18 protein-coding genes, 1 pseudogene and 2 riboswitches are annotated in these 17,840 nt (G+C 66.0%); of the genes and pseudogenes, 7 read left to right on the top strand and 12 right to left on the bottom strand.

The window, feature by feature from the left end; all coding sequences use genetic code 11:
- Positions 1-117 precede the first annotated feature (117 nt).
- From DYI37_RS06660 to DYI37_RS06650, 3 genes are all read right to left on the bottom strand, one after another.
- The gene (locus tag DYI37_RS06660) at positions 118-1,713 is read right to left on the bottom strand and encodes a methyl-accepting chemotaxis protein (protein ID WP_116682462.1); all 1,596 of its coding nucleotides are present in this window, start codon (positions 1,711-1,713) and stop codon (positions 118-120) included.
- 485 nt (positions 1,714-2,198) lie between these two features.
- On the bottom strand, positions 2,199-2,726 hold the full coding sequence (locus tag DYI37_RS06655; protein ID WP_116682461.1) for a copper chaperone PCu(A)C: 528 nt from the start codon (positions 2,724-2,726) through the stop codon (positions 2,199-2,201).
- Positions 2,727-2,755: 29 nt separating this feature from the next.
- Positions 2,756-2,964: riboswitch (cobalamin riboswitch) on the bottom strand.
- A gap of 222 nt (positions 2,965-3,186) precedes the next feature.
- Positions 3,187-3,396, bottom strand: a complete 210-nt coding sequence (locus DYI37_RS06650) for an ArsR/SmtB family transcription factor (RefSeq protein WP_425365033.1) — start codon at positions 3,394-3,396, stop codon at positions 3,187-3,189.
- Here DYI37_RS06650 and DYI37_RS20535 point away from each other — a divergent pair.
- The 3 genes from DYI37_RS20535 to DYI37_RS06640 are packed head-to-tail and all read left to right on the top strand — an operon-like array spanning position 3,307 to position 4,824.
- On the top strand, positions 3,307-3,525 hold the full coding sequence (locus DYI37_RS20535) for a hypothetical protein (protein WP_425365039.1): 219 nt from the start codon (positions 3,307-3,309) through the stop codon (positions 3,523-3,525). The genes DYI37_RS06650 and DYI37_RS20535 overlap by 90 nt on opposite strands.
- Positions 3,522-4,391 (top strand): alpha/beta fold hydrolase, encoded by an 870-nt coding sequence (locus DYI37_RS06645; RefSeq protein ID WP_342634933.1) that lies wholly within the window; start codon positions 3,522-3,524, stop codon positions 4,389-4,391. Before DYI37_RS20535 ends, DYI37_RS06645 begins: the two co-directional genes overlap by 4 nt.
- Before the next feature lie 46 nt (positions 4,392-4,437).
- Complete coding sequence (locus tag DYI37_RS06640; RefSeq protein ID WP_116682458.1) at positions 4,438-4,824, top strand: cupin domain-containing protein; 387 nt, start codon at positions 4,438-4,440, stop codon at positions 4,822-4,824.
- A gap of 145 nt (positions 4,825-4,969) precedes the next feature.
- Here DYI37_RS06640 and DYI37_RS06635 read toward each other — a convergent pair whose 3' ends face one another.
- Entirely contained in the window at positions 4,970-5,557 is a 588-nt protein-coding gene (locus DYI37_RS06635) for a HupE/UreJ family protein (RefSeq protein WP_116682457.1), read from the bottom strand.
- A gap of 30 nt (positions 5,558-5,587) precedes the next feature.
- Positions 5,588-5,763: riboswitch (cobalamin riboswitch) on the bottom strand.
- Positions 5,764-5,840: 77 nt separating this feature from the next.
- Positions 5,841-6,809, bottom strand: a complete 969-nt coding sequence (locus DYI37_RS06630) for a helix-turn-helix transcriptional regulator (protein WP_116682456.1) — start codon at positions 6,807-6,809, stop codon at positions 5,841-5,843.
- A 119-nt stretch (positions 6,810-6,928) separates the two neighbouring features.
- Here DYI37_RS06630 and DYI37_RS06625 point away from each other — a divergent pair, with 119 nt between their 5' ends.
- Positions 6,929-7,789, top strand: coding sequence for a DMT family transporter (locus DYI37_RS06625; protein ID WP_116682455.1), 861 nt, complete (start codon positions 6,929-6,931; stop codon positions 7,787-7,789).
- Positions 7,790-8,035: 246 nt separating this feature from the next.
- Here the strand turns inward: DYI37_RS06625 and DYI37_RS06620 are convergent, their stop codons facing one another.
- The 3 genes from DYI37_RS06620 to DYI37_RS06610 all read right to left on the bottom strand — a co-directional run bounded on the left by DYI37_RS06620 (position 8,036) and on the right by DYI37_RS06610 (position 12,287).
- Positions 8,036-9,976: a patatin-like phospholipase family protein gene (locus DYI37_RS06620; protein WP_116682454.1), complete on the bottom strand. Its 1,941-nt coding sequence runs from the start codon at positions 9,974-9,976 to the stop codon at positions 8,036-8,038.
- Entirely contained in the window at positions 9,973-10,779 is an 807-nt protein-coding gene (locus DYI37_RS06615; protein WP_116682453.1) for a hypothetical protein, read from the bottom strand. The genes DYI37_RS06620 and DYI37_RS06615 overlap by 4 nt, the downstream gene beginning before the upstream one ends.
- A gap of 761 nt (positions 10,780-11,540) precedes the next feature.
- A complete protein-coding gene (locus DYI37_RS06610) occupies positions 11,541-12,287 on the bottom strand; it encodes a sulfite exporter TauE/SafE family protein (RefSeq protein WP_116682452.1) in 747 nt (248 codons plus the stop codon).
- 98 nt (positions 12,288-12,385) lie between these two features.
- Here DYI37_RS06610 and DYI37_RS06605 point away from each other — a divergent pair, with 98 nt between their 5' ends.
- Both DYI37_RS06605 and DYI37_RS06600 read left to right on the top strand, forming a co-directional pair.
- Positions 12,386-13,276, top strand: a complete 891-nt coding sequence (locus tag DYI37_RS06605) for a LysR family transcriptional regulator (RefSeq protein WP_116682934.1) — start codon at positions 12,386-12,388, stop codon at positions 13,274-13,276.
- A gap of 133 nt (positions 13,277-13,409) precedes the next feature.
- On the top strand, positions 13,410-14,018 hold the full coding sequence (locus DYI37_RS06600) for a DUF1989 domain-containing protein (RefSeq protein ID WP_116682451.1): 609 nt from the start codon (positions 13,410-13,412) through the stop codon (positions 14,016-14,018).
- 49 nt (positions 14,019-14,067) lie between these two features.
- Here DYI37_RS06600 and DYI37_RS06595 read toward each other — a convergent pair whose 3' ends face one another.
- On the bottom strand, positions 14,068-14,646 hold the full coding sequence (locus DYI37_RS06595; protein WP_116682450.1) for a DUF1993 domain-containing protein: 579 nt from the start codon (positions 14,644-14,646) through the stop codon (positions 14,068-14,070).
- Positions 14,647-14,890: 244 nt separating this feature from the next.
- Entirely contained in the window at positions 14,891-15,604 is a 714-nt protein-coding gene (locus DYI37_RS06590) for an aspartate/glutamate racemase family protein (RefSeq protein ID WP_116682449.1), read from the bottom strand.
- A gap of 189 nt (positions 15,605-15,793) precedes the next feature.
- Here DYI37_RS06590 and DYI37_RS06585 point away from each other — a divergent pair, with 189 nt between their 5' ends.
- Positions 15,794-16,258 (top strand): Lrp/AsnC family transcriptional regulator, encoded by a 465-nt coding sequence (locus DYI37_RS06585; protein ID WP_116682448.1) that lies wholly within the window; start codon positions 15,794-15,796, stop codon positions 16,256-16,258.
- Positions 16,259-16,309: 51 nt separating this feature from the next.
- Here the strand turns inward: DYI37_RS06585 and DYI37_RS06580 are convergent, their stop codons facing one another.
- Both DYI37_RS06580 and DYI37_RS19925 read right to left on the bottom strand, forming a co-directional pair.
- Complete coding sequence (locus DYI37_RS06580) at positions 16,310-17,353, bottom strand: zinc-dependent alcohol dehydrogenase family protein (protein WP_116682933.1); 1,044 nt, start codon at positions 17,351-17,353, stop codon at positions 16,310-16,312.
- A gap of 179 nt (positions 17,354-17,532) precedes the next feature.
- Positions 17,533-17,840: pseudogene (locus DYI37_RS19925) on the bottom strand (methyl-accepting chemotaxis protein); the annotation flags it as partial.

The following is a 17,840-nucleotide window of genomic DNA, read 5'->3' as shown; positions in this document are numbered from 1 at the left end:
CCCCCGGCGAACCCGCGCCGAGGCGGCAGCCACTGAGATAAGCGAAAAGGGCCGGCACGCTCGAACGCGCCGGCCCTTTCGAAACTCTTCCGGCGCCGAAGCCTTGGAGCGATCCGGTCAGAACTCGTCCCAGTCCCCGGCCGAGGGCGCCTCGGCGGCCCCGCCCGAACCGGTGGTCCGCATCTGGACGACGGGCGGGCGCGAAGCCGCGGCGTGCCCGCTCTGCCCGGCGCGCAATGCCTCGGGTCTCGCCGCCGTGGAGCCATCGCGCATCGAGCCCCGCGCGATGGCCGTCTCCCGCCGCGGCGAAGACCTCGCGCCGGCATCGCCCGTCGTGAAGCGCGACAGGAGGCCGGTCAGGTCCTGGGTCTCGTCGGTGAGGCTGCGGCTCGCGGCGGAGGTCTCCTCGGCCATGGCGGCGTTCTGCTGGACCATGCTCTCGATATCCGAGACGCTCGCATTCACCTCTCTGATGCTGGCGGACTGGTCTTCGGCGGCCGAGGCGAGACCGGCGACGAGGGTGTCGATCTCCATCACCTGCGCGACGATGGCCTTCAGGAAGCTGCCCGTCTCGCCGACGAGCCGCGAGCCGTCGGCGACCTCCGCGCCGGAGCTCGTGATCAGCGCCTTGATCTCGCGCGCGGCATCGCCCGAGCGCTGGGCAAGGCCGCGAACCTCCTGGGCGACGATCGCAAAACCGCGCCCGGCCTCGCCCGCGCGGGCCGCCTCGACGCCGGCATTGAGGGCGAGAAGGCTGGTCTGGAAGGCGATCTCGTCGATCACCCCGATGATCCGGGAAATCTTTTCCGACGAGGCTTCGATCGCCTGGATGGAGGCGATGGTCTGCTGGACGACGGTTTCGGAACGGGCCGAGCGCGACCGCGTCTCGGCAAGGATCCGGCGCGCATGGTCGAGGCCGAAACTGGTCTCGGTCACCGCCCCGGAGATGCGGCTGACCTCGCCCGCCGCCTTTTCCACATTCGCCGCCTCGCGCTCGGTGCGGATGGCGAAGTCGGAGGCTGCGGCCGCAAGTTCGGAACACCCGTCGCGGATGGAGCCCGCCTTCTCGCCGACGGCGGCGATCGCCGTTTCGAGGGCGCCGACGGCGGCGTTGAAATCGGAGCGCAGCCCCTCGTATTCTTCGGGCAAGCGAGTGTCGATGCGGGTCTCGAGCCGTCCGCCGGCCAGCGCCTTAAGCGCGGCTCCGATGGTCGCGACCACCTGGGCCTGCCGCTCCTTCTGGGCGATCTCGGCAAGTCTTGCCTCCTCGCTCGCCGTCATGTCCTGCAGCGTCTCGACCACGGCGGCGATCTCGCCCGCCTCGTTAAGGATCGGGCAGGCATCGATGAGGAGATAGCGGCGCTTGCCGCAGGGCAGGTCGCACCAGTTCTGCGCCCTGAGATTGATGCCGTCGAGCGCGCGCTCCTGCGCGGCATAGAGCGCCGCGACGGCCTCCGGCCTGTCGCCGAAGGCGAGATCGGCGAGGCACGGCCGGGCTGCGGCGTAGAAACCCCGCCAATGGTCCTTCGTGCCGAGGACTTCGGATGCCTTAAGGCCGGTCAGCGCCTCGCAGGCCGGGTTCCAGTGGGAGACCGTCCCGTCTCGGCCGAGCACGAAGGCCGGCACGGCCATGGACGCGAAGGCCACCAGGGCGCTCGCAGGAATCGGTTTCGTCTCGCCGGCGGTGCCGGCGCGTCTGCGAAAGATCTGCAAGATGGTGCCCCTTCGACGAAGCCTCGGCGCGCAGGGTGGGAGATACCTGGAGGCCCGCTTCCCTTGATCAATGGGACCTGAAGGCCCGCACCGCGAATATTTTCCAAAAGGGTAAGCAAATGGTTAACCATGCCGGCGAGGCCGGGAGAGCCATCGCCGGTGGCGATCGCCGGACCGGGCGATGCTGGGGACTGTTTGAGACGGGGGAATTTGCGAGGGACGCGCTGCGGCCGGCCGTCTTGCGGGGCGGGACGAGGAGGAACGGGCACCGGTTCTGCGCTCGCATCCTGCGCATGAGAGGTTCGGGGGCGCGGTTTACGATGCCAGCGAGTGCCATCGCGCTCCCGAACGGAAACCGAGGGCAGGCGGCTTGCCGCCATGGTCCGCGCGGACTGGGACCCGGTGTTTCAGGCCGGGGCCGAGGTCGCCCATGCGGGTGTCCCGCATGGGCTCGGGCTAGTGGCCAGAGGCTACAGGATCGTGAATCAGACCCCGCTCTCGTCGTGATCGTGATCGTGGTCGTGATGGTCGCCTGCGGCGGGCGGGGCCTCCACCTCCACCTCGATCTCGACCGTTCCGAGCGAGGCGAAAGTCAGGTCCAGATGAAAGTGATCGCCCGCGGCAAACGCCTTCTTCACGCTTTCGAGTTCGATCCAGACCGCTCCGGGCTGGAGTGTCAGTGTCTGGCCGGCGCCGATGCTCAGCGTTTCGGCCGTTGCCGTGCGAAGCGTGCCGCCATCCAGCGTCTGGGCTTCGAAGAGAACGGTTTCAGCGAAGTCGGCGGACGCACCGGTGAGTTCGACCGCGCTGTCGCCCCTGTTCTCGATGGTCAGATAGACGCGCATCGAATGGGCGGTGCCGGCATTGGCGAAGGTATAGGCGTGGCTGACCGATACAGCCTCGCCCACGCTTGTGACCGCCCCTTCGCCCGGATGGTGGGCGAATGCGGGCAAGGCCGATGCGGGCAGGGCGAGAGCGCCGGCCACGAGCGTGGCCGCGAGCAGGTTTTTCATGTTCACTCCTTCGGGACCCTCCGTCCCGTTCGGTTTCGGATCTGTCGACCGATGTCCTGGCTCGCGCTTCCTCGCCTTCGCCGCCTTCCCGGATCGACCATGATCCAGTGGTTTTCGGCTCGGCTCCACGCTGACAGTTGCGGGGGCAGCTACGGAATGAGGGAGAGACCCCGCACCGTATTCCCGGTCGTCCGGCGGCATGGATTCGCCGCCGGACATCGACGCCCTCAGTCTCCACAAAACGGAGGGTCTGGCAAGACGAACGGCGGGATAGGGCAGAGGCCGGGGGCGTCTGACGCGCCTGTGTCACGTGCGGGATGGCTCGATGACCGGGATGGGTGGGAAAGCTGCCGTTCGCGTGGTCGCCGGCTAACGGCAGCTACGCGGGACGAAGTTGCCATTCATCCTGCCGATGACGGTATCAACGTGCGGCGCTTACCCCTTCCTCTTACCGCGGCCATCATGCCCCCTTTCCCCTTGAGGGTTCGGTCAACGCGGAACCCGGCGAGATCTCGGCACGCAACCAGTCGAAATAATCGCCAAGGGCGGCTTCGTCGCGCCGGCAATAGGACCATTTTTGATGGCGTCGGATCGTCAGGAAGCCAGCCTGGCGAAGGAGATCGATATGCCGGCTGGCCGTCGGCTGACTGACACCGAGGGCATCGGCGATGAGAGTGACACAGACGCCGAACTCCACCGGATCGGCCGATTCCTGAGCCCTGAACCGGTCTCCAGGAGACTTGAGAAGCCGGAGGATGTCGAGGCGCTGCTCGCTGGCCATCGCGCGGATTTGGGTTGACCGATCATTCATACCCATACATATATCGCAATATTGCTAATTGTAAATGGGTGGGTGCTGCTATGGAGCTGGATCGGACATTTCTCTTCGAAGGCCAGCGCGTCGCTTGGACGAGATTCGGCGAGGGCCCGCCGCTCGTCCTGATCCACGGCACGCCGTTCTCTTCGCAGGTGTGGCGGCGGATCGCGCCTCATCTCGCAAGACGATGGACCGTGTATCTCTTTGATCTGCTGGGCTACGGCCAGTCCGAAATGCGGGAGGGTCAGGACGTCTCTCTCGGCGTGCAGAACAGACTTTTGACGACCCTCTTCGCCGAGTGGGGTCTGGAACGTCCCGACGTTCTTGCCCATGATTTCGGCGGCGCGACAGCTCTGCGGGCCTATGTCCTGGATGGCCTGCGCTACCGATCTCTAACCTTGATCGATGCGGTCGCTTTGGCACCATGGGGATCGCCCTTCGTCTCCCACGTCCGCACCCATGAAGCCGCCTTCGCCGGGCTTCCGGCCTATGCTCACGAGGCGCTTCTGCGGGCTTATCTTCAGACCGCGACCCATCATCCGCTGACGGATGAGGCCTTTAACATCTATGCTCGACCATGGCGCGGCGAGTGCGGTCAGACGGCGTTTTATCGTCAGATCGCACAGATGGATCAGCGCTACACCGACGAGATCGAGACGGCTTACGAACGCCTCGACTGTCCCGTAACGGTTCTATGGGGCAGGGAAGACGGCTGGATTCCGATCGCCCAAGGCCATCGGCTCGTTGAACTCATCTCGGATCGACCTCTCGTCATCGTTCCGAACGCCGGTCATCTCGTCCAAGAGGACGCGCCCGAAGCCATCATCGCCGCCATGCTGTCGTCTTAAGGACCTCACGGCCATATCCGCCTTTCGTCACTTTGGAGACCTCGTCATGCCCCGCCCCCTGCTGATCGATCCCAAAGATTGCGCCGACGAGAAATGGTCCGATCCGAACAGAGGCAGCTACCGGTATCGCCAGATGCTCTCATCGAGCGTCACGGACAGCGATAGCTTCGCCGCGGGCATCATGGCCTTCTCTGCCGGCGACCAATGGGCCGTTCACCGTCATCCCGAAGCTGAGATCTATTTCGGTCTGGAGGGCGAAGCCGACGTCGAAGTGGACGGTCGGCTCTATCGGCTCAAGCCGGAAACGCTGCTCTTCATCCCGGGCGGCTCGTTTCACGGGGTGCCACCGACGCCCGGCCGCTTTCGCTTCTTCTATGCGTTCGCGACCGATCGGCTGGAAAACATCAGCTATACGTTTCGGGACGAAGCTTAGTAGCTCGAAGCGGACATTCACGCGGAAACGCATGAACGCCTCATCTGGGTCGAGAGCCGAACGTCACCCGCGTCCGCAAGTCCGCTTCACATCCGGCCACAGGCGGCGTGAGGGGGCAGGAAGATGCCCCCTCCCTTGTCGTGGCTCAGAGATAGCCGGTAAGGACACCCACGCCGCCGAGGGCGAAGGTGGCGCCGGCAATGCGGGCGGCGGTGCGGCCGTAGCGCCCGATCGCCTTTGCGGTGCCGAATGCTGCGAGAATGCCGATCGCGTGCAGCATCGCGGTCGCCGCGATGAAGCCGGCGGCATAGGCGAGGCCGCCCGAGGTCTCCGGCATCTCGGAGCCGTGGGCATGTCCGTGGAAGATCGCGAAGACGCCGACGAGCGCCATGGCTATGCCGACCGGCATCGGTCGCCCGAGGGCGGCCGCGCCGCCGATCACCACGCTGGACAGCGCGATGCCGAGCTCGACGAAGGGAATCTCGGTTCCGGCGACGCCGAGGGCGAAGCCGATCACCATCATGCCGACGAAGGCGCACGGCACCAGCCACAGGGCGCGGCCGCCCAGGACATAGGCGAAGACGCCGACCGCGACCATCGCCAGGATATGATCGAGACCCCCTATGGGATGGGTGAAGCCATGCAGGAAGCCGGACGGATCGCCGGCCCCCGTATGGGCGAACGCCGCCGAGGGGATCAGAACGGCTGCGAGGATTAAAACAGATCTCAGCATGATGCTCCTTGTCGGGACCCACCGTCCCGTTTCGAGTTTCGATCGACGGCCGGTCTCCTGACTCCGGAGCATTGCGTCCCAGCCTTCCCGGATCGCTCCAGTGGCATCGTGGGACGTCTCATCCGTTACAGTCGCGGGGGCGGTGTCGGCGTTTCACCGACTTCCCGTTTCACCTCTTTCGAAGCACCGTCGCGCACAGTCTTATCTCCACCTGCGCGCAATGCGAAAGCGCTTTTGCGAAGACGGACCGCAGGCCCTCGCGCATGCGTTCGAGAAACACGGCTCACGGGATCGCGTCCGGCTCCGCGTCGTGCGCCATGGGGCCGGCGCCATGGTCGCCCCTCGAGCTTTCGAGGGCCGGATGCGTCCCGTCGGCGGCGAAACGTCTCTCCTCCGAGCCCCTCGTCTCGATGCCCCCCGGGCCCATGGCCCTGCGATAGGCGGCGGGCGTGCCGCCGGTCTGCGCCTTGAAGACCCGCGTCAGATGGCTGACGCTGGAAAAGCCGCAGGCCGCCGCGATCTCGGCGATGGGCGTCGCCGTGCGCAGGAGAGCCTTCGCCCGCTCGATGCGCCGACAGGCGATCCACGCATTCGGCGGCACGCCGCGCGAGAGGCGGAACATGCGGTGGAGATGAAAGTCCGACAGGCCGGCGAGGCGGGCGAGATCGGCAAGGCGGATCGTTCCGTCGAGATGGGTCTCGATCCAGGCGTCGATGCGGCGAAGGAGAAAATCGGGCAGCCCGCCCGAAAGGCGGCAGGGGCGCGGATCAAGCCCGGCGACGAGATCGGCGACCGCCATGTCCGCGCCGAGGTGATCGCCGGCGAGCGCGGCGTCCGCGAGCCGGGCGAGGGGGCTTGCAAGATCCGGCATCTCCACGAATGTCGCCTCGGGCAGGTCGAGCCAGCGGGCGTCGCGGTCATGGATGCGGGAGAAGGCGGACCGAAGCGTTTCATCCGACAGGTAGAGGTGGACGAAGCGGAACGAGGCGGTGATCTCCCATTCGGAATCCTGCCCCTCGGGCAGGATGCACACCGTTCCGGCGCGCCCGTTCCTCGTGCCGTGATCGACCCGGCGCGTCCCGTCTCCGCCGGTCAGATAGAGGCTGAAGGCGTGGCCCTCGGGGGCCTCGTATCGCACGCGATCGTTCCGGTTCTCCCAGATGGTGGCCGCGCGCCCGGCGCCGAGATCGAGCGCGGCGAGCGTGCGCGCCGAGCGCGAAGCCTCCAGGGAGTGGCGAACCGTCGAAACCATGGCATCGCTTTTAGCCGAGCCCTGCGCGACGGGGAACGAGCCGCCGCACGAAAACCGCAAGATCGTACAAACGCGTGGCCAACCGAAGGCCTATCGACGGGCGGCCCGAAGGAGCCGCCATGCAGACCGCCATTCTCTTCGTCTCGACCGTCCTCATCTGGGGCACGACCTGGATCGCCATCGCAGCCGAGGTCGATGCCGCCCCGGTCATCGTCTCGATCTTCTATCGTTTCGCGCTCGCCGGCCTCGTGATGGTGGGCGGGCTCGCCCTCCTCGGGCGCCTGCGGCGGCCCGCGCTCTGGCGCTTCGTCGTCCTCCAGGCGCTCTGCCTGTTCTCGTTCAACTTCATCGGCCTCTACAACGCCACCGCGACGATCCCTTCTGGCCTCGTTTCCGTGGTCTTCTCCCTCGCCTCGATCTTCAACGCGGTGAATGCAAGGCTGATCTTCGGCGATCGGATCAGCCCCCAGACCCTCGTTGCCGGCAGCTTCGGCGTCGCCGGCCTGACCCTCGTCTTCTGGCACGATCTGGCGATCGGCCTCGATCCGGCGACGCTCTCCGGGCTCGCCTTCGCGGTGGCGGGAACGATGTGCTTCTCCCTCGGCAACATGGCATCGCGGAAGAATTCGCTTCTCGGCATCACCCCGGTCGTCGCCAACAGCTGGGGCATGGGCATCGGCGCGGCAGTGCTTCTCGCCATCGCCGCGATCCGGGGGGAGGCGCTCGTCCTGCCCCAGAGCCTCGGCTACTGGACCGCGCTCGTCTATCTGGCGGTCATCGGCTCGGTCGTCGGCTTCACCACCTATCTGATGCTGGTGGCACGCATCGGCTCGGCACGGGCGGGCTATGCGACGGTCCTCTTCCCGATCGTCGCCCTCACCCTCTCGACCCTCTTCGAAGGCTATGAATGGACCGCGACCGCCGTTGTCGGGGTGTTTCTCGTGATTGTCGGCAATATCGTGATGTTCGCGCGCCGCTGAAGGGGGGCGGGGAGGCGTCCATTTCGGGTGGAAAGGAGACGGTCTGCTTTCGGACGGACAAGCATCGAAGCGGACGTCGTGTCCGCGCCCGCTCCCGACCCTACTCAGACCCTTGGGAGGTGGGCTTGCGGGCATCGTGATCCCGCTGTGTGACACGCCCTGGCCGAAACAAGTGGGTTTGCCTTCGGCGGAAACAACGCGGCGAGGCGGGCATAAGCCGTGTTAGTTTCTGACCGAATTGGCTGTTCAAGCGTGCACGGCCTCCTCAATGTTGCGGATCAGAGAGGGATTGCGTCCCTGCATGTTGACCGCGACCTTGATGGTCTCGTGCGAGATGCGGAGGTCCACGAAAGGCCTAGGTTCGGCCGGAAGCCCCGCTTTTACCTCATGCACCATGACCGCCCTAAGGTGAGTTCGGCCTTGCTGTTTGGCATGGTAGGCTCGCGTGTGGCCCTCGATCAGGACTGGTCCCTGCGATGTCATCTCTGCAATAGGTGGAGTGATGATGCTCGTTGTCCCGTCCGGCAATCGATAACGGCACGGGGCGAAGAGCTCGATTCCGGTCCTGTTAATTTCCTCGATAAGCCCTGCCACTTGCAAGAGCTTGAACTCCTTCACACGAGTCTGACTGACGCGAAGGTTGCCATCGAGCGGAAGCTCGCAGAGCTCGAATCGCGCTTGCTCGTAGTAACGAACGGTTCTAAGGGCGCCGAATAGTTCGATGTGCGACATCGTCTCGATCTGAAACCTGTTGGCCGCCTGAGGCGACCCTTCCGCTGAAAACTGCTCGGTGAGGCTGGAGCCCAAGCTGCTGATGATCGGCAGGTCGTCGCCGCTGGTGTAGATGCGCACGACCTCGGTACCGTAATCGAAATCCGTGCCCACCGCCCCGCGCGCCGAACTGATCACCGACATGGCGTTCCTGCCTGGGTAATCGACTAGGATGCCGGTGAAGGCGACCGGGCACTCCTTGACCTCGCAGCCCATTGACCGCAGCAACGCCCGACGCTTGACCTCATCGTCCTCTTGGCCCGCAGGCGCAGGCCCCGTCGCCATGCGCACCTGGACGCCTCGGCGGATCGCGGCGGCAAGGGCGGGGAAGACGAACCATAACCAATAAGTCGAAGTATCTGAAATCCAGATTGTGGACCTCGCCTCGTCAAAAGCGTGCACGTAGCCGTGAAGTCGCTCGTCGAAACCCTCGAATCGCATTGCAGCACGATGGCGCCCGACCACCTCGCGCTCCCCGGCAACGAACTTGCGCATCGCCGTTACGCCGCCGTCAAACAACGTTTGGCGGAGTTCAGGCGTCATAAGGCCAAAATCGGTCGCGGCGACCTCACCTGCATCGATCTCGACAGTGTATATGCCATCTTGGAGCGATTGCTGGATATGGGTCGCGGAGGTCACCAACGTGTCCGCCACGCTCAGCGCGTACTCCAGCGCGCCCTTGAACCCGGCCGATTGCAGCGGCGGCTTCGATCTGAGCCTGAAGGCCAGCGTTTTCTCCGCGAAACGACCGTGGTGCCCCTTGTTGGGGGGGAACACGAAGGTAGGCAGATTGCTAACCGCGCCACCGTCGACCAGGACGGAAGCGCCCACTGTGACCGGTTGGAAGAAGAGAGGTATCGCGCAGGAGGACTGCACTGCGAGCGCCACCGACTCGTCGGGAGTGGCGGAGCGGCTCCACAGCTTAGGCTGCTTCTGCGCGACGTCGGTGGCAACAATGTACAGTGGAAGGGCCAGGTCCCGAAAATGGATCGGTCTCTCAGGTAGGGCGCGCCCTTGCTCGGTTAGAACCTCGCGAAGGTTCTTCTCCATCCAGCTATAGAGCGCGGCGCTGCTGTGCAGGCCGCCTGCCTCTATAGCATCGCGCCAACGGCCCTTAGCCATGAGCAGCGCGCTGGCGTACAAGGGCAGCCCGCTCTTCTTGTAGGGCGCCTCGTCCGCTTGCGGAGGACTCAATAGGGCCGCGAAGTCGGTCTCAAGCATGCGTTTCCGGACCGATGACGCCGAGGCACCCGCCGCGATGAGCGCGGCGATCACCGAGCCGGCTGAGCTTCCGGCAACCTCGCTGAAGCGAATGCCGGCGGCCATCGCTTGCTCGTACGCGCCCGCGTAGGCGGCGCCTTTCACGCCACCGCCCTCAAATGCCGCCATGCAATTGGAGAAGTAGAAGGTCCTCAAATTCCAATATCCATGATTGGCCGGATCGCGGCGATTGCCTTCTCCGCGACCGAACGGGGTTGAAAGCGCCGCAATCCCTCAATGATCTCCGTCCGACTGGCAGGGCTATCGAGGATTTCGCGCAGAAAGCCGAGCACCGGCGCGTCGTAGCTCAGATCCAGCTTTGCGCCATAGGCCAGCACGCGTGCGCATTGCATGACGGGGAAAGGGATTTGGCCCGCGTTAAATGAGAGGCGCCGGCCCTGGATGCCGCCAAGCATGCCGCCATCGAGGATGGCTGGGGCCGAGCCAGCTTGCGCCGGAAAGTAAAGCGCCGTGTTGATGTTGAAGTCAGCCGTTCGAAGCAGGCTCTCGAAGGAGACCGGCATCGAGAGCCTGCGGATAAGGAACGTCTCGTGCAGCGGCCAAATGTCGAACGGCACCGGATCAGCAGGGCTTTGCACGCCGCCGAACATGGTCGGCCGGACATCGGCCGGGAGCACCGCGATCAGAGCTTCGACCTCGATGCCGGCGACAACGAGATCCACGTCACGGGGCGCGGGCGTTCCACAGATGCGCGCCGCGAGCGTGTCACGCAACCATCCGCCAAAGATGCAATACCGCTTGCCCGCCGCCTCGAGATTCGCGAGTAGGTCGGTCAAGCGCCGGCTAGCGGCCAGCACCGCTGCAAAATCTGCATCTGCGCACCCGACCTCAGCCGTGCCCTCAAGTCTGATGAGCGGCAAATGGCTGCCGGGGACCGATCGCGCCTCAATGCAGTCGATTTTGGGCTTCCAGGCATGATGCGGCGTGTCAACGTGCACGACGCGGCCACATCGGTTCGTGGTGACCAGCCACCCCAGGCAACGGTGCTCTCAAACGGCCTAGGGTAGAGCCGACCCCATCAGCATCCGCGCTGAGGTCTACTCGCCGCGTGGTCGGTCGCCCGCCCGCTTCCGCGGCTCGCGAACAATAAATGGTTGAGATGAATGTCCAGGCGGTGAAAGGCCAGCTCCGAGCTTCGCGAGGTCGATGGGACTGCATAACAGAAGGATACCCAGTCTCCTAGCCCAATCCTAGCCCGTTTGGGGTAGGAGGTCCATTATTCGCCGGTCAGAGGTCCCACCGCGGCACGCTCGCCAAGATACAGGCCGGGAAGAGATGAACAATGCAAACGGCTCTTGAGAGATGTATTGCATTCCGCCCTCCCCCCACACGCTCGGCATGACGTCGAAACGGGCCTGTCCGGTTCGCGGATAATTGACTCCGTTCCGAGTGAATGCGTTCGCTCCAGAGCAGGATGGTGGTTTGTGGGCCAACGGCCAACTTCGGCTCGCCACCACGAGCGGAAGTTGAAGGACGGCAAACGAACGACCGCTTTCGGGAAGCGCCGAGAGCGGTGCGGGCGGCTGGCATGGGTCGAAACCCGAGCGGCGGCTTTCCAACCGTCATTGCTCGGACGCCCGTCCATCACCCTTCGGCCTTGGGACGCCGCCGGAAATCCTGTCGGTCCTGTGCCGTTTCCGGCCGGCCCTCTTGCGGTCGTAACCTCCTTCCAAGCACCATCCGGGGCTTTCGGTCGTCGTCAGAACAAGGGCCGGAACGCCATGTCCAGTCCGAGGAGGAGGAGGAGGACGAGGAACAGGCGGCGGAAGAGGAGCGGGCTGATCCGCGTGCGAACGAGCTGACCGACCTGCATTCCGGCAAGGGCCGGGACGACGGCGAGAGCGGAGGCGAGCCAGCCGTCGCTGCCGATCCCGCCACTCCAGCCGAGGGCAAGGCCGAGGGCGATGGTGGAGACGGTGAAGGAGAGGCCGAGGGCCTGGACCAGATCGTCCCTTTCGAGCCCGAGGGACTGGAGATAGGGGACGGCGGGAATGACGAAGACGCCGGTTCCTCCCGTGACGAGCCCCGTGACGAAGCCGGCGACCGGCGAGGCGACGCGCTCCAGCCGTTCGGGCACGCGAAAAGGCCGGGCGAGAAGCGCATAGGCGGCATAGAGGGTGAGCGCTGCGCCGAGCGCCGTCGTCGTCACCCGCGTATCGCCCTCGATCAGAAGGGCCGAACCCGGGACCGTGCCGAGGGCGACCATCAGCATCATCGGCCAGAAGCGGCGGATCATGGCCCCGAAGTTCGGACCTGCCAGAAGCTGCCAGAGGTTCGTCACGAAGGATGGGGCGAGCAGCAGCGAGGCCGCCGCGAGCGGCGACAGGAGGGCACCGAGAACGCCCATGGCGACGGTCGGCAATCCCATGCCCGTCACGCCCTTGACGATGCCGGCGGCAAAGAAGGTCGCCGTGAAGGCGGCGAGGAGGAAAAGGTTCTGGTCCATTGCGCCATTCCACCGATCGGGCGGGATTTCGCAATTCGGAAGCTTCGGCATCACCCTTCGGCTTTTCCGAAGCCTCGTCCTGTGCCAGGCTCCGCGGCATGCGCTTCGATCTCGCGGACCTTCGCCTGTTCATCGCCGTCCTGGATGCCGGGAGCATCACGCGGGGAGCCGGTGCGGCGAACCTGTCGCTGGCGGCGGCGAGCGAGCGGTTGCGGGACATGGAGATCGCATCCGGCGTTCCCCTTCTCTTGCGCAACCGCAGAGGGGTCGTGCCGACACGGGCGGGTGACACGCTCGCCCACCATGCCCGGGTCGTCCTCAGGCAGGTCGGTGCGATGCAGGCCGATCTGTCCGGGCATGCGAGGGGGTTCAGGGGGTCGGTCCGCCTGCTGGCGAACTCGGCCGCCATATCCGGCCTGCTGCCCGAGCGGCTCGGCCCTTTTCTCGCCCGGCATCCGGGAACCGATGTCGACCTTGCGGAGCGTCCGAGCCCCGACATCGCGAAGGTGGTGGCGGGTGGGCGCGCCGAGATCGGGATCGTGTCGGATGCGGCCGATACGAGCGGCCTCGAAACCCGGCCCTTCGCGCTCGACCGATTGATCCTCGTCGCCCCGCGCGACCACACGCTCGCCAGCGCCAAACGCGTCGCGTTCGCGACGGTGGCGGAAGAGCCGATGGTCGGGTTCGACGGCGCCCTTCAGGTGCAGCTTCGCGAGCAGGCCGAGCGCATCGGCGTGGGACTGCGGCCCCGCATCCTCCTGCGCACCTTCGACGGCCTCGCCCGCATGGTCGCGGACGGCGTGGGGATCGCCGTCATGCCGCAATTCGCCGCCCGCCGTGCGAAGCGGTCCATGCCACTCGCCCTCCTGCAGTTGACGGACCCGTGGGCGGTGCGCCGCCTCCTCGTCTGCACGAGAGGCGGGAGCGAACCGGGCCCGCTGACCCTCAGCCTTCTGGAACATCTGGCCTCGCCCGGAAACCCGGAATGAAGGACCCGGACAGGCGAGGCGGGCGATCGTCCGTTCCCCAGGCGCGCCGCCCATGATGCGAAAGGGCGAGCTTGGGTCGTTCCTTCCCAAACGCTATTATGTACGAGGAGGACGTTTACGCTAGGAGAGAAAGATGCCGTTGCGCCAGGAGATCGAGATCGGACCGCAGTCGGGCGGCAGCGTGCGCGTTCGCGAAGGCGAGACGGTTCGGGTCGTCGATCCGGAAGGCCAACAGGTCGCGGACCTCTGGGCGTTCGTTCTCGATGGCGGCCTCGTCGACTGGCTCAGCGTCTCCCAGACCCGCGACATGGCCGAGCGCATGTTCCCGAAGGTGGGAGAGCACTTCTACAGCGACCGCGCCGCGCCGCTTCTGACCCTCGTCGAGGACAACTCGCCCTCCCCCCACGACATGCTGTTTCCCGCCTGCGACCGGGGGCTCTACGAACGGGCGGGTCTTCCCGGCCACCCGAACTGCCGGGACAACATGCTGAGGCAGCTTCGCGATGCCGGCGTCGAACTCCCGTTCGTTCCCGATCCGGTGAACCTCTTCCAGCGATCCGAGCCGCAGGCGGACGGGCGGCTGGAGGTGTTCGCCTCGGACAACCCGCCGGGCGGGAACGTGCTTCTGCGGGCGAACCAGGATCTTCTCCTCGTCGTGACCGCCTGCTCCGTCGACTTTCATCCGACGAACGGGGGGCGATGCACGGGCATCAGGCTGGAGTTGTCCTCGGGCGGCGACTGACTGGTTTCGGTCACGCTCGCGGGTCCGGGGATGGGGCCCGAGGACCGGTTCAGGTCGAAGACCCGGTTTTTCCCGGCATCGTCCCAGGTCGCAGATATGCGAACATGTGAGGCACGTAGTCGGCTTTGCCGATCTCCACTCCCTGGCTTCGCAGGATCGCATAGGCGGTGACGACGTGGAAGTAGAATTGAGGCAGAGCCCAGTCCCGAGCATACTGTTCGCCGGTCATATCGAAGGCGAGGCCTCCGGGAAGTTCCAGCGCAATGGGAAGCTGCGCTCCCGCATCGAGGGCGCCGGGCGTGACGGCGTCCAGAAACGTGATGGCCTGTTCGACGCAGGCGCGAGCGTCCGCGATCGATCCGGGCGCATCGCCCGCATTGCGTCCCTCAGTCGCCACCGCGTGGAGCGAGGCGGGCACTGGCTCGCCCCGCAGCCGATAGACAGCTTCCTGGGCCTGGAACGCTGCGAAACGGAACTGTGCGGAGAGCGGCAGCATGTCGGAGCGGAGCCGCGCCGAAAGGAGGTCGTCTGCCGTCTCGGACGCCTGCCGCTCGGCCTTATCCAGGAGACCGGTCAACATTCTCAGCATCTGCCGATAGGTCGGGATGAGAAGGTCCGTGATCGTCATGAAAACTCCGTCGAAGAATGGCAGCTTTCGGACACTAGAACCTCGGACCCGATTTGAGAATCGGGTCCGAGGCTCCTGTTTCTAGCTGACGCATCGGATGGCCCGAAAACCGGGTCCACTTTTCGGTCCGATGCTGTAGCCGGCTCCCCATCGACCGAGCAAGAAGGGCGACAAGCCGCTGGGGGCGGCCTTTCCCTCCGGCTGCTGACCGCTTTCCGTCTCGCTCGCGGGTCCGGGGCCTGCCTCAGGCCGCGCGGTCGATCGCCCGGTCCTTAAGCATGAAGCGCACGGCGGCCCGGGCGTGGATCGCGGTGGTGTCGTAGCCGGGCATGGCGAAATCGCCCACGCCGACGAGGAGGGAGATCTCCGTGCAGCCGAGGATGACGGAATCGACTCCGCGCGCGGCCGACCGGCCGACGATATCCTCGAAGTCGCGGCGGGACCCGGCGCGGACCGTGCCGCGGCAGAGTTCGTCGAAGATCACCTCGTGGACCCGCGCCCGGTCGGCGCTTTCGGGCACGACGACCTCGATCCCGTGGCGGCGCATCCGCTCGGCGTAGAAGCCGTGCTCCATCGTGTAGCGGGTGGCGAGGAGAAGGGGGCGCCTCTGCCCGTCCGCCTTCAGCGCCGCCGCCGTCTCGTCGATGATGTCGATGAGGGGAACGCCCGAGCGGCGCGCGACGGCGCCTGCGACGAGATGCATGGTGTTGGTGCAGATGAGGACGCTTTCGGCGCCCGCTGCCGCGAGCCGGGCTCCGGCCTGCCCGAGGAGTTCGCCCGCCTCGTCCCATCGATCGGCCTTCTGGAGCGCCACGACGCGCGAGAAGTCGAGGGAGTGCATGACGAGATCGGCGGAGGCGAGACCGCCGCAACGCTCGCGAACCTCCTCGTTGATCATCCGGTAATAGGTCGCCGTCGATTCCCAGCTCATGCCGCCGATCAGTCCGATCCGTCGCATCCCGTGTCCGCCTCCAATTCGAGATTCCGTAAGATCATCATGCCATATGGAGGAGGAATGCGGGATGCGTTTTTGCGCGCCCTTCGATGGAATGCTGCAAACGACGTGCGCTTGACGAGAAATTCGTGCAAACTCTACCCAAAGCGCATCGGGAGGCCGGCCTGTGGTCACGTGGCGGAGACAAGCGGAATGAACGACGAACGCGACCGGCAGATCCTTTCCCTGATGCAGGAGAACGCGGAGATCTCGCTGGCCGAGATCGCGGACAGGGTCTCGCTGTCGCCATCGGCCTGTTCGCGCCGTCTCGCCCGGCTGCGGGCGGAGGGCTACATCACCGGCACCATGGCGATCCTCGACCGCCGCAAGATCAACCTGCCGACCACGGTCTTCGTTCTGGTGCGCACGGGCCGGCATGCCGAGGACTGGATCGAGCGCTTCCACAGGGCGGTCGCCGGCATCGCCGAGATCATGGAGGTGCACCGGCTGACCGGCAATTACGACTACATCCTGAAGATCGTGCTGCCCGACATCGAATATTACGACACGGTCTACAAGCAGCTCCTGCGCCGGATCGAGCTCTACGACGTCTCGGCCTATATCTCGATGGAGACGGTCAAGCCCGCCGGCGCCCTTCCGACGTCGCATATGCGCTGAGGGATTGCGACAGGCGCGCGCGCCGGAGGAATGCCGGTGCCGGCAGAATTCTCAGTGCTTGGGATCGATGATCGCGATGCCGTCGGGTGCCCGCTCGCCCATGGCGGTGAGGGCGGGAATGGCGCTGCCGAGATCGAGGGTCTCGCCGAGAAGGCGTTCGGGGCGTAGCCGGCCCGCGAGGATCATCTCGAGCATCGCATCGTAGCGCCAGGCCTGCATGCCGTGGCTACCGTAGATCTCCAGTTCCTGGCCGATGACCTGGGCCATCGGGATCTTCGGCTGGGCATTTTCGGCGAGCATCAGGCCGACCTGGACGTGGCGGCCCCGGCGACGGAGATTTGCGATGGAGTTGAAGCAGGTATCGGGATGGCCGAGGGCATCGAGCGAGACATGGGCGCCGCCGCCGGTGATCTCGCGCACGGCCTCGACGACCGAGGGCACCGCCCGCGAATTCACGCAGGCCGCCGCCCCGAGGCCGCGGGCGCGTTCGAGTTTCTCGTCCGAGATGTCGACCGCCACAACCTTCGCGCCGAGGGCCGAGGCGATCATGATCGCCGACAGGCCGACGCCGCCCGCGCCGTGGACCGCGACCCATTCGCCGCCGCGCACGCGGCCCTGGTCGACCACGGCGCGGAAGGAGGTCGCGAACCGGCAGCCGAGGCTCGCCGCCACCGCATAATCCATCCCCTCGGGCAGGGGCACGAGATTGGCGTCGGCATGATCGATGGCGACGAACTCGGCGAAAGAGCCCCAATGGGTGAAGCCGGGCTGGAACTGCGCCTCGCAGACCTGCTGATGGCCGGCGCGGCATTCCCGGCAATGGCCGCAGGCGGCGATGAAGGGAACGGTGACCCGCTCGCCGATCCTGAACCTCTTCACGTCCGATCCGATGGCGGCGACCGTTCCGGCGAATTCGTGGCCCGGCACGTGCGGCAGGGAGATATCGGTGTCGTGGCCCATCCAGCCATGCCAGTCGCTGCGGCACAGACCCGTCGCCATCACCTCGATCACCACGCCGTCGGGTGCGGGCGAGGGGTCCGGAACGGTCCGGATCTCGGGCGTCTCGCCGAAGCGTTCGAACAGCATGGCCTTCATGTCAAAGCTCCGTTTCGCCACCTGGGCGGAAGGCCCGGCGGGCCAGCCCGGCTGGTAGCCCAGCGCCCGCGCGCAGGCAACCGCGCCGACCGGCCGTGCCATCGAAGTGAGCCGAAACGAGAAAGACCGGCTTTCGCCGGCCTTCCATCGTTCATCGGTGCGCCGGGCGGGGGACCGGCTCAGAACTCTTCCCAGTCGTCCATTGCGGCAGCGGGGGCCGCGCCGCCCGATCCGGTGGTGCGCATCTGGGTGACGGGCCTCTGGGCCGCCATGCGCTCGGGCTGGCGCTCGGGTGCCTTTGCCCTCTGCGGGGTGCCGCGATGGGCGGCGGCCGGCGCGCTTCTCATCTGGGTAGCGGGGGCCGCATGCGTCACCTTGAAGTGCTGGATGATCTCGCCGAGCTGCTGGGTGTCGCTGTCGAGGGAGGCGCAGGCGGCGGTCGCCTGTTCCACCATGGCCGCGTTCTGCTGGGTCAGCTTGTCCATCT

Origin of the sequence: Fulvimarina endophytica (genome assembly GCF_003403015.1) — a bacterium.
In the GTDB taxonomy this organism is placed as follows: Bacteria; Pseudomonadota; Alphaproteobacteria; order Rhizobiales; family Rhizobiaceae; genus Fulvimarina; species Fulvimarina endophytica.
The sequence above is the reverse complement of the archived record's forward strand: the minus strand, read 5'-3'. Positions and strand labels throughout refer to the sequence as shown.